This is a genomic window from Vibrio sp. V03_P4A6T147 (genome assembly GCF_002241085.1).
Taxonomy (GTDB): Bacteria; Pseudomonadota; Gammaproteobacteria; order Enterobacterales; family Vibrionaceae; genus Vibrio; species Vibrio anguillarum.
This window is the reverse complement of record NZ_NDIO01000033.1, coordinates 1-11,375: the sequence shown is the minus strand read 5'-3', so window position 1 is coordinate 11,375 and position 11,375 is coordinate 1. Positions and strand designations below refer to the sequence as shown.

Annotated in this window: 10 protein-coding genes; 3 read left to right on the top strand and 7 right to left on the bottom strand. The window is 46.3% G+C overall.

Annotated elements, in window-relative coordinates; translation table 11 throughout:
* The first annotated feature begins 359 nt into the window (after positions 1-359).
* Positions 360-1,949, top strand: coding sequence for a Na(+)/H(+) antiporter NhaB (gene nhaB / locus B9J84_RS01240; protein WP_013856514.1), 1,590 nt, complete (start codon positions 360-362; stop codon positions 1,947-1,949).
* A gap of 75 nt (positions 1,950-2,024) precedes the next feature.
* Positions 2,025-2,564 (top strand): disulfide bond formation protein DsbB, encoded by a 540-nt coding sequence (gene dsbB / locus B9J84_RS01235; RefSeq protein ID WP_094123345.1) that lies wholly within the window; start codon positions 2,025-2,027, stop codon positions 2,562-2,564.
* Positions 2,565-2,626: 62 nt separating this feature from the next.
* Here dsbB and bioD read toward each other — a convergent pair whose 3' ends face one another.
* Genes bioD through bioB form a run of 4 tightly spaced genes read right to left on the bottom strand, consistent with a single transcriptional unit; the run spans position 2,627 to position 6,303 of the window.
* Entirely contained in the window at positions 2,627-3,313 is a 687-nt protein-coding gene (bioD, locus tag B9J84_RS01230) for a dethiobiotin synthase (RefSeq protein WP_038148451.1), read from the bottom strand.
* Positions 3,310-4,113: a malonyl-ACP O-methyltransferase BioC gene (bioC, locus tag B9J84_RS01225; RefSeq protein ID WP_013856511.1), complete on the bottom strand. Its 804-nt coding sequence runs from the start codon at positions 4,111-4,113 to the stop codon at positions 3,310-3,312. The genes bioD and bioC overlap by 4 nt, the downstream gene beginning before the upstream one ends.
* A gap of 2 nt (positions 4,114-4,115) precedes the next feature.
* Positions 4,116-5,279, bottom strand: coding sequence for an 8-amino-7-oxononanoate synthase (gene bioF / locus B9J84_RS01220; protein ID WP_094123344.1), 1,164 nt, complete (start codon positions 5,277-5,279; stop codon positions 4,116-4,118).
* Complete coding sequence (gene bioB / locus B9J84_RS01215) at positions 5,251-6,303, bottom strand: biotin synthase BioB (protein WP_094123343.1); 1,053 nt, start codon at positions 6,301-6,303, stop codon at positions 5,251-5,253. Before bioB ends, bioF begins: the two co-directional genes overlap by 29 nt.
* Positions 6,304-6,437: 134 nt before the next feature.
* Here bioB and bioA point away from each other — a divergent pair, with 134 nt between their 5' ends.
* On the top strand, positions 6,438-7,727 hold the full coding sequence (bioA, locus tag B9J84_RS01210) for an adenosylmethionine--8-amino-7-oxononanoate transaminase (protein WP_094123342.1): 1,290 nt from the start codon (positions 6,438-6,440) through the stop codon (positions 7,725-7,727).
* A gap of 79 nt (positions 7,728-7,806) precedes the next feature.
* Here bioA and serS read toward each other — a convergent pair whose 3' ends face one another.
* The 3 genes from serS to lolA all read right to left on the bottom strand — a co-directional run bounded on the left by serS (position 7,807) and on the right by lolA (position 11,217).
* Positions 7,807-9,114, bottom strand: a complete 1,308-nt coding sequence (gene serS, locus B9J84_RS01205; RefSeq protein ID WP_013856507.1) for a serine--tRNA ligase — start codon at positions 9,112-9,114, stop codon at positions 7,807-7,809.
* 102 nt (positions 9,115-9,216) lie between these two features.
* Positions 9,217-10,566 (bottom strand): replication-associated recombination protein A, encoded by a 1,350-nt coding sequence (locus B9J84_RS01200; RefSeq protein ID WP_026028684.1) that lies wholly within the window; start codon positions 10,564-10,566, stop codon positions 9,217-9,219.
* A 48-nt stretch (positions 10,567-10,614) separates the two neighbouring features.
* Positions 10,615-11,217 (bottom strand): outer membrane lipoprotein chaperone LolA, encoded by a 603-nt coding sequence (gene lolA, locus B9J84_RS01195; RefSeq protein WP_026027187.1) that lies wholly within the window; start codon positions 11,215-11,217, stop codon positions 10,615-10,617.
* Between the last annotated feature and the right edge of the window lie 158 nt (positions 11,218-11,375).

Here is an 11,375-nt window from a genome sequence, read left to right as displayed (position 1 = left end):
CCTATTACCTTAACTCCACTTCAAAATACGGCTCGGCGTGAATTTTTCACAACTCTTATGCTATGCTTACCCAACTTTGATCGCGTTTTTGACCAAAATATCGGTAAGTGTTTTATCAATAACCTGATTATTATTGACTAAAAAAGCTTGCGGAGTAGAGTGACGGTCGAAGTAAGGATTGCTTGTCTCACTCAAGGAGTGTCTTGGTAAAACCATAATCCCTAAACGGTTTGTTGTTTCGCTAGAACATTGCCGATAGATACTGTTTTCGTGTTTAACACGTTCTATTTGGCCACTTCACATAATGAATTAAAGATAAGCTGACAGCGTCTATCATCTCAACAGTAAGAGAACTACCCATGCCGATGTCCCTCGGAAGCGCTTTTCTCAAGAACTTTCTTGGTAAAGCCCCTGACTGGTACAAAGTTGCCATTATTGCTTTTCTCATTATCAACCCGATTGTTTTCTTTTTGGTCGACCCATTTATTGCTGGTTGGCTACTTGTGGTTGAATTCATTTTCACCCTAGCGATGGCGCTTAAATGCTATCCCCTACAACCTGGTGGCTTACTGGCTATCGAAGCTATCGCCATTGGGATGACCAGTGCAGAGCAAGTAAAACATGAGCTTGTGAATAACATCGAAGTTTTGCTGCTACTGGTGTTTATGGTGGCTGGTATCTATTTCATGAAACAGCTATTGCTGTTCATCTTCACCAAAATACTGCTTGGTATTCGTTCAAAAGCGATGCTTTCGGTCGCCTTTTGCATTACAGCTGCTTTCCTGTCTGCATTTTTGGATGCCTTAACAGTTATTGCTGTGGTCATCAGTGTCGCCGTCGGGTTTTACTCGATTTATCACAAAGTGGCATCGGGACAAGGGACAAGCTCCGCTCATGACCATACTCAAGATGAGCATATATCAGAACTAACACGTGATGACCTAGAAAACTATCGTGCATTTTTGCGCTCACTACTGATGCATGCTGGCGTAGGTACCGCTTTAGGCGGGGTGATGACCATGGTTGGTGAACCACAAAACTTGATCATCGCCGATCAAGCAGGTTGGTTTTTTGGCGAGTTTATCATCCGTATGTCTCCGGTAACCGTACCTGTTTTTCTCTGTGGCATTTTGACCTGTGTGTTAGTTGAAAAGCTGAAGCTATTTGGTTACGGCGCAGAATTACCCGCTAACGTTCGTCAAATTCTGGTCGATTTTGACACGGCTGAGCGCAAAAATCGAACCAATCAAGACGTCGCAAAACTTTGGATCCAAGGCGCTATTGCTGTCTGGCTGATTGTTGGATTGGCACTGCACTTAGCGGCAGTGGGATTGATTGGTCTTTCAGTTATTATTTTGGCGACAGCATTTACTGGTGTGATAGAAGAACATTCGCTAGGCAAAGCATTTGAAGAAGCCCTACCCTTTACGGCGCTGCTGGCGGTATTCTTCTCCATCGTAGCCGTAATTATCGATCAACAACTCTTTAAACCAGTTATCGATGCTGTGTTGAATGTTGAAGATAAAGGGGCTCAGCTTGCTCTCTTCTATGTGGCTAACGGGCTTTTGTCGATGGTTTCGGATAACGTTTTCGTTGGCACTGTCTATATTAATGAAGTCAAAACAGCGCTACTAGAAGGTGTTATCACACGTGACCAATTCGATTTATTGGCTGTCGCGATTAACACAGGTACGAACTTACCGTCAGTAGCAACACCAAACGGTCAAGCCGCTTTCTTATTCTTATTAACATCAGCACTTGCACCATTGATCCGCCTTTCTTATGGCAAAATGGTCATCATGGCTCTGCCTTACACGATTGTATTGGCATTAGTTGGCCTGTTTGGCATTGTCTTCTTAGTTGAACCCATGACTGCGCATTTTTATGACTTAGGGTGGATTACGCACCATTCAGCCAAAGCAGTTCAAGCCATCTCTGCCGGGCATTAAAATATTCGGTTGATAATGAAACTTATCTAAGTTAAAAAGCTCTGAACTATCAGGGCTTTTTATTCTTTACAGGTATTGAATGTGACTTTTTTTTCTACTCTGAAACTGTTCTCTCAATCGAGAAAATCTTGGTTTTTATTACTTCTTTTTGTGGTTTTTTTTGAGGCTTGTGCGCTTTTTTTTCAGCACATCATGATGCTCGCGCCGTGTGTGATGTGCATTTATGAACGTGTGGCGATGCTAGGAATTGGCGGAGCAGCTCTGCTTGGCTTAATCGCACCCAATAATCCGATTGTTCGTTGGATTGGACTCGTTACTTGGGGAGCCAGTGCTTATAAAGGTTTGACCTTAGCTCTGCAACATGTGGATTACCAATTCAACCCTTCTCCTTTTGCCACTTGTGATTTATTTGTCTCTTTCCCCAGCTGGGCACCACTCAATCAATGGGCACCTTGGATGTTCGAAGCTTACGGTGACTGTTCGAAAGTGGTATGGCAATTTTTAACGCTTTCCATGCCACAGTGGCTAGTGGTCATCTATGCTGCTAACTTGCTGGTGCTCGCTTTTGTTGTTTTAGCTCAGTTCGCGAAAACCCCCGTCAATAAGCTGCGGTAATAACCTGCTTGATCAAAAAAGGGCATCTCGCTAAGAGATGCCCTTTGGCCGATTCACATCGCTTACTCTGACGCAAGCAGCGGATCAACATTAATATACTTACCAATTTGTTGCCGTTTTACCGTTGGCACATAGGGTATTTCACCAAGCTTAGGTGCTGGAATGCGCGATTCCAACATTGCAATAATTTCAGCGTAATGCTCAGTTCCGGGGTTCACTCGGTTGGCTACCCAGCCAACAATCTTCAACCCGTCGGCAATAATACTTTCCGCTGTTAAAATTGCATGGCTTAAGCAACCTAGTTTAATCCCTACCACTAATACCACTGGTAGTTGTTCTTGTTTAACCCAAGTAGACAAGCAGTCCGTATCGGAGATCGGAACGCGCCAACCACCAGCACCTTCGATCAACACAATGTCAGCATTCGCTTTATGCTTAGCTAATTTGCTACTGAGCACGCCATAATCAATCTCGACGTGTTCATGTTTTGCGGCGATATGTGGTGATGTAGGGAGCGCTAAAGAATATGGATTCACATCACCATAGGGCATCTCTTTGGTTGCCGCTTTCATCAGATGTAATGCATCTGAGTTGCGTAAGCCAAATTCCGTTTTTTCGCTACCAGCGGCAACGGGTTTGTAGCCAATAGTCACCAAATCCTTGGCGGCTAATGCTTGTAGAATCGCTTTTGAAGCGACCGTTTTTCCAACGTCGGTGTCCGTACCCGCAATAAAAAATGCATCAATCATCGATGTATAACCCCTAAACAAACCTGATAAGTTGCAGGTAGAAGACCTTGATGGTTTTGAAATGCTTGGTATGCCTGCTCAATTTGCAGTAGAGCCCTGCGGCTTGTTAACCCTTGTGAGCGTCCACTTACGTGATTTGCACCAATTCCTTTAAGATCTCTCATCAAGGAAAAAGCTTTGTCATACCAAACTGTGATCGAAGGCAAGTCTAGTTGATGGTGGTAACAGTGAGATTGCGCTAACGCAATTTTTACCTGATTGAGTGTGATGAAATCATTGACGTGTTGATGTGTATCAATTTTTGTCCACGCTTGTTTCAGTTCAAACAGCGAACCGTCCAATAATGTCGAAAAATAAGCCATCCCTTGTGGTTTCAATACGCGGTGAATTTGTCGCAGTGGTAGAACAAGGTCATCACACCACTGCAGCGCTAAGCTAGAAAAAACGTAATCAAAAGAGGCGTTGGCGAAAGGAAGCGCCTCAGCATCGGCTTGATAGTAGGTGACGCCAACATCACCACAACGTATTTTAGCTTGTACTAGCATCTCACTGGAGAGGTCAACACATACCACATACGCCCCTCTACGCCGCAGTTGCTCTGAAAAATAGCCCGTACCACAACCAAGATCGAGCACTCTTTTCCCTACTAGATTGCGCGGCATTTTGTCCAATAAACGTTGCCCTACGTCACGTTGAAAAGCGGCATGTACATCATAATGCTTTGCCGCGCGGCTAAAAGAGTGGGCAATGGCGGCTTTGTCATGCAGCGTATTTATCTCTATGGCATGAGTTTGTGACATATTCAGCTCTCCTGTAGCGCACGTTGCAGTTGTGTGGTTAGTTGCTCTATGTCAGCAATAGTGTGATTGGCGGTTAGAGTGATACGCAATCGGGCACGGCCTTGAGCCACCGTTGGTGGGCGAATCGCGGTCAACCAACACCCGCTATGTCGCAATTGTTCGGCGATATTCAATGCTGTTTGCGCCTCACCAACAAGGTAGGGTTTGATTGGCGTTAGCGTTTCAACATAGCCATCGAAACCTTGCATGGATTCAGCGTAATAAGCTTGCAGCTCAGTCAGTTTTTCTCTGCGCCACGGCTGCTGAGTGACCATTGAAATAGCATGAGTTACTGCATAAGCTTGCGCTGGCGGCATAGCTGTAGAATAGACGTGGTGACGAGCAAACTGCGTAAGAAAGTCACCCACCTCTTGATTGCATAAGATAGCTGCACCCGATAACCCCAAGGCTTTGCCAAAGGTCACCACTAAGAGCTGTGGTTTTATTCCTGCCGCGCTGCAACTGCCTGCCCCACCCTCGCCCAAAACACCGATGCCGTGTGCATCATCGACTGCCAACCACGCTTCACCTTGCAGTGCATCCGTGATTTCGCACAGCGGTGCACAATCACCATCCATGCTAAAGACCCCTTCAGTCACCACTAACATATGACTATCGCGGTTAAACTGTTGCTTAAGATGAGTGACATCGTTGTGCCGAAAACGCTTCATACTGGCTGCGCAAAGCATTCCTGCTTCCATCAAAGAGGCGTGGTTAAGTTTATCTTGCAGTAGCAAATCATCTTTGTTGAGCAAGCTAAACAGCAGTGCCTGATTGGCACTAAAACCTGAGCCAAACAAAATGGCCCGCTCATAACCCAACCACTCACACAATTTGGCTTCAAGGTTGCGATGGGCTGAGCTAAAGCCTGTGACCAAAGGAGATGCGCCACTACCGCAACCATACATACTCAGCCCTTGCTGCCAAGCGGCAATCAATTCTGAGTCATGTGCAAGGCCAAGGTAATCGTTACTGGAAAAGTTAAGATACTGGCGGCCATCTTTGCACAATCGAACCTGGTTGCCTCCCTCAAGCTCGATAAGAGAACGAGAAAGCCCAAGATCGTGACGAGCACTGAGCGCCGCTGAAATACGTGAATTAAACGCTGGCATCGTAGAAAAGATCATCTTTAGTAGGACGAGCTGCCACCCGTTTTACGACACGTTCAAGCAACTCATTTTCTGCAATTTCATCCGGTTTTTGGCTCACTTGTTGGCTATTGATACCCAGTTTTTTAAATAACTGCATATCGCTATCTTCATCAGGATTAGGAGTCGTTAGCAACTTGCAACCGTAGAAAATGGAGTTTGCACCTGCCATAAAGCACAGCGCTTGCATCTGCTCATTCATATTTTCACGTCCAGCCGATAAACGCACCGACGATTGTGGCATCATGATCCGAGCAACGGCAATCAGACGAATAAAATCAAACGCTTCGACATCTTCGGCTTGCTCTAACGGTGTGCCTTTCACTTTGACCAGCATATTAATCGGTACACTTTCAGGATGGGTTGGTAAGTTCGCTAATTCCACCAACAGGCCAGCGCGGTCATTAGCGCTCTCTCCCATACCGATAATTCCCCCAGAGCAGATCTTCATTCCTGCATCGCGCACGTGCGATAAGGTATCAAGGCGATCTTGATAGGTTCGGGTGGTGATAATGTTGCCATAGTATTCAGGTGAGGTATCTAGGTTGTGGTTGTAATAATCAAGCCCTGCACTGGCCAACTCGCTTGCTTGATCAGGCGTTAGCATGCCCAACGTCATACACGTTTCCAAGCCCATCTCTTTCACGCCACTGATCATCTCTTTCAAGAGAGGCATATCACGCGCTTTCGGGTTTTTCCACGCCGCTCCCATGCAAAAGCGGGTCGAGCCAGAGCGCTTCGCTTTTTGCGCCGCGTCTAACACCCGCTCGACTTCCATCAACCGTTCTTTATCAACATCAGTCCGGTAATGCGCACTCTGCGGGCAATATTTACAATCTTCAGGACACGCCCCCGTCTTAATAGAAAGTAACGTGCTGACCTGAACATAATTTTTGGGATGGTATTGACGATGTACTTGCTGCGCTTCAAACAGTAGATCCATAAACGGCTTTTCGACCAGTGCGTTCACCTCAGCAACGGTCCAGTTATGACGAACTTCCACATCTCTTCCTTATTCAGTTTTATTATTTTGTTGCTTGGCTAGTCTACTGACAAGCGATAAACTGTCAACAACCAAAGAAAACACAAGTTTACGTTTGATTAATTTTCAAACAAACTCAGTAATATGGACTGATCATGGATTTACTCTTCGACCGCCAACATATCTGGCATCCCTACACTTCAACGCTGACGCCATTGACTTGTTATCCCGTCACTCACGCTCAAGGTGTCCATCTTTATTTGGAAGATGGGCGACGCTTGATTGATGGAATGTCCTCTTGGTGGGCAACTATTCATGGTTATAACCATCCACACCTTAATTACGCTGCGCATCAGCAAATTGATAAAATGTCACACGTGATGTTTGGCGGTATCACACATCAACCCGCCATTACGCTTTGTAAAAAATTACTGGCATTAGCGCCAAGCAATCTTGAGCACGTATTTTTAGCCGATTCTGGCTCTGTCGCCGTGGAGGTCAGCTTAAAAATGGCGCTGCAATACTGGCATGCAAAAGGTCAACCACGAGCGAAATTTCTCACCTTACGTCATGGCTATCACGGCGATACGTTTGCCGCAATGTCAGTCACTGACCCAGATAACTCGATGCATTCGCTCTACAAAGGTTTTTTGCCGCAGCATATTTTTGCCGATTCGCCAACTTGCGGTTTTTGGGATGAGTGGGATGAACGCGATCTCGATGATTTTCGAGAGAAAATAATGCACGCTCATCAAGAGCTTGCGGCGGTAATTTTAGAACCAATTGTGCAGGGTGCTGGCGGTATGCGTATCTATCATCCTCAGTTTTTAAAAGGCGTGCGTGCACTTTGCGATCAATATGGTTTGCTACTGATTGCCGATGAGATTGCAACTGGGTTTGGCCGTACTGGAAAGCTCTTCGCCTGTGAGCACGCTAATATCGCACCTGATATTTTATGTGTCGGCAAGGCCTTAACGGGTGGCTATATGACGCTTTCGGCCACACTGGCGACCAAGCAAGTCGCCGATACGGTTTGTGCTGGCGAAGCGGGCTGCTTTATGCATGGGCCAACCTTTATGGCTAATCCATTGGCGTGCGCCGTCGCCTGCGCTAGCTTAGAGCTCATCGAACAGGGCGATTGGCAACAGCAAACCCAGCGTATTGAAGCGCAATTTGCTCATTTACTGCCCATGCTTAACCGTTTTGAGATGGTAAAAGAGACGCGCTGGCTGGGCGCTATCGGCGTGATTGAAACGCATCGCCCTGTCAATATGGAAGTCATTCAAGCGCTATTTGTTGAGCAAGGGGTCTGGATCCGTCCTTTTGGCTGTTTAATCTATGTGATGCCACCGTTTATTAGCCAAGTAGATGACATTGAAAAACTGATCAACGCTGTAGCGGTGGCATTGCAAAATTCGCAATGCTTTCAAATCGATGGGGCTTAAATAGAACCGACATAGAATATTGATGCATAAAAAAACCGACTCGCAAGTCGGTTTTTTTACTGTGTTTAACGCATCATGATTAACCGATATGCGTTGCGCCACCCATGTATGGTTGCAGTACGCTAGGAACGGCAATACGGCCATCGGCTTGTTGGTTGTTTTCCAAAATGGCTACCATAGTACGACCCACAGCAAGGCCTGAACCGTTCAGCGTGTGTACAAGCTCAGGTTTATTGCCGCCTTTGCGACGGAAACGGGCTTGCATACGACGCGCTTGGAAATCCCACATGTTTGAGCAAGAGGAGATCTCACGGTATGTGCCTTGCGCAGGAACCCACACTTCTAGATCGTAAGTTTTGCGAGAGCCAAAGCCCATGTCACCTGCACACAACACCACTTTACGGTACGGCAGTTCAAGCAATTTCAGCACTTTTTCCGCATGACCGGTTAACTCTTCCAGCGCCGCCATTGAATCTTCTGGGCGCGTAATCTGAACCAATTCGACTTTATCAAATTGGTGCATACGGATAAGACCACGTGTATCGCGACCATACGATCCCGCCTCAGAACGGAAACAAGGTGTATGAGCCGTCATTTTAAGTGGCAGATCGGCTTCGTCAGAAATGGTGTCACGCACCAAGTTTGTTACCGGTACTTCAGCCGTTGGGATAAGAGACAGTTTACGTGGCTCTTCATCATTCACTTTTTCAGTTAGTGGCTCAGTATGGAATAGGTCTTGACCAAATTTAGGTAGCTGACCAGTACCAAACAGGCTGTCAGCGTTGACAAGATAAGGGACATACATTTCTGTATAACCATGTTCTTGTGTGTGCAAGTCCAGCATGAACTGAGCAATCGCACGGTGCAGACGAGCAAATTGGCCTTTCATCACGATAAAGCGAGCGCCAGTAATTTTAGTCGCACTAGCAAAATCTAAACCACCGGCCATTTCGCCAAGATCAACGTGATCTCTGAGCTCAAAATCGTAAGTTTTAGGTTCGCCCCAACGAGAAACTTCTACGTTGTCATTTTCATCTTTACCGTCAGGAACCGATTCATCTGGTACGTTGGGTACAGACATAGTAATCGCATCCAATTGTGCTTGGATGTCATTCAACTGCGCTTTTTTCGCGTCTAAGTCACTGCCTAGAGAGCCGATTTGTAGCTTGACTGCTTCTGCGCCCGCTTTGTCGCCGGCGGCCATTTTTTGGCCAATTTCTTTGGAGATGGAGTTGCGCGAGGATTGTAAATTTTCAACTTCTACTTGAATGGACTTACGTTGTTCTTCAAGTTGACGAATTGTCTCAACGTCGAGTTTGAAACCGCGACGCGCTAATTTTGCAGCTGTTTCATCCAGCTCAGTGCGAAGTAATTTAGAATCCAGCATTGCTAATCCTATGCTTTTAGTTATGAAAAACGCGCCTGCATCCCTTTCTAATAAGAGCGACGCGTAGAGAAAATTGAACCCGACAAAGATAACGAAAAGAGACTATTTTTCATAGCGCTTTTGTGGGCTTTTTGCATCTAAACTAGCCAAGTAATCTAACTTTTCACCAATTTTGGTTTCTAAACCTCGATTTGTTGGCTGGTAGTAGCGTGTATCGCTCATTTCAGGCGGCAAATAACTTTCGCCAGCCGCGTAAGCTCCCGGTTCATCGTGGGCATAGCGATATTGTGCTCCATAACCAAGATCTTTCATCAAACTGGTTGGTGCATTACGCAAATGAGGCGGCACCTCATACTCTGGCAAATTATGCGCATCAGCTAAGGCTTGCTTCCACGCGCTATACACGGCATTACTTTTGGGCGCGCACGCTAAATAGACAATCGCTTGTGCAATAGCACGTTCACCTTCCGCAGGACCAACGCGGGTAAAACAGTCCCAAGCAGCGAGCGCCACCTGCATGCCTCTTGGGTCGGCGTTGCCAACATCTTCCGAAGCTATCGCCAATAAACGACGAGCGATATAAAGTGGATCGCAGCCTGCTGCGATCATTCTGGCCGACCAATACAGCGCCGCATCGGGGTTGGAACCTCGAATCGATTTATGCACCGCAGAGATAAGGTCGTACCAAATATCGCCTTTATTATCAAAGCGCGACACTTTTTCGCCTGCCACTTCGGCCAACAGTTTGAGCGTAATGAGTTTTTCACCTTGCGCATTCTCTTCGGCCATGTCGTACAGCAGCTCAAGATAATTGAGTGACATGCGCGCATCACCATTGACCAATTCAGCCAAACGTTCGAGCACGTTATCCATAAACTGCGCTGCGACTTTACCTAAACCGCGATCGGCATCGTTGATTGCTTGATTGAGCGCCAGCAAAATTTCATCGCTAGCCAGCGAGGTTAATTTGTACACCCGAGCACGAGATAGCAAAGCGTTGTTGAGTTCAAAAGAGGGATTCTCTGTCGTTGCACCAATGAAAGTCACAGTGCCATCTTCAATGTGTGGCAAAAAGGCATCTTGTTGAGATTTATTAAAACGATGCACTTCATCTACAAACAAAATAGTACGTCGACCCGCCATTTTATTTTCGCGTGCTTTTTCAATGGCAGCACGGATCTCTTTAACGCCAGAAGTCACCGCAGAAACACGTTCAACCTCTGCATTGGCGTAATTCGCCGCCACTTCAGCCAAGGTCGTTTTACCCGTACCGGGCGGCCCCCACAAGATCATCGAATGAATATGACCAGCCTCTAATGCACGCCGCAAGGGTTTACCCACACCTAAAATGTGCTGCTGGCCAATATACTGCTCAACCGTCTGAGGGCGCATTCTCGCGGCCAACGGACGGAAATCTTCATCACCCGAAAAATCTAAGCTGTAGTTACCCACACTGCTGTAGTTACCCACACTATAATTGCTCACGCCTTAGTCCCTATCTCAATTACGTTGATCATCAACCTCGACACCTTGCGGGATCTGGAACGTGAAACGCGCTTTGGCGGCCGGTGTTAGTTGTACATCGCTAAACGTAAACAGACTCTTCTGCCCATCTTGTTCAATCACGTTAAAACCTTTCACGATCCCTTTCTCATCAATCGCTATCTGAAACTGCCCTTGGTTTGAATCTACCGCGGTTGGCGTTAGGGTGAAATCATCACCGTTTTGTGCAACCTTGTAGTGATCCCAATCACTGGCGCGATTACGAGTCAGCAACACAAAAGGAGTTTGTTCCGTCGCTTGTTCTTGATTATAAATACTCACTTGTTCGATAAATGGGCTGTAATACCACAAGGTTTTACCATCAGACACCAGTAAGTTTTCATCAGGAGCGGTCGTTTGCCAACGGAAAAGGCTTGGCCGAACAATATCAACTTTCCCCTGACCTTCCATCACAATATCACCTTCAGGGCTGATCACTTGCTGGGCAAAGGTAGCGCTAAAACCAGCGTTCAGCGCGAGGCGTTGGCTCAACTCCTCTTTTGGCGCAGCCAAAACAGCGACAGAAAAACTACACAGCAACAGGGCTAACACTCTTTTCATGATTACCACACTCCATGGATAACAATTTTTTGTCTATAACGTTTATTGATAAGGCCCTCTTCTCTTAAGAAGAGTTCGCTTATCAGAACAACTTATTTATCAGAATAACTCGTTTATAAGGGCTTATTTGCTTGGGTTTGTCAGCGCTTTGTTGAGAT

Excerpts from the sequence above, each read along its gene's own strand:
- nhaB (WP_013856514.1), top strand. The coding sequence starts at position 360 with ATGCCGATGTCCCTCGGAAGCGCTTTTCTCAAGAACTTTCTTGGTAAA.
- bioD (WP_038148451.1), bottom strand. The coding sequence starts at position 3,313 with ATGATTGATGCATTTTTTATTGCGGGTACGGACACCGACGTTGGAAAA.
- bioC (WP_013856511.1), bottom strand. The coding sequence starts at position 4,113 with ATGTCACAAACTCATGCCATAGAGATAAATACGCTGCATGACAAAGCC.
- bioF (WP_094123344.1), bottom strand. The coding sequence starts at position 5,279 with ATGATCTTTTCTACGATGCCAGCGTTTAATTCACGTATTTCAGCGGCG.
- bioA (WP_094123342.1), top strand. The coding sequence starts at position 6,438 with ATGGATTTACTCTTCGACCGCCAACATATCTGGCATCCCTACACTTCA.
- serS (WP_013856507.1), bottom strand. The coding sequence starts at position 9,114 with ATGCTGGATTCTAAATTACTTCGCACTGAGCTGGATGAAACAGCTGCA.
- lolA (WP_026027187.1), bottom strand. The coding sequence starts at position 11,217 with ATGAAAAGAGTGTTAGCCCTGTTGCTGTGTAGTTTTTCTGTCGCTGTT.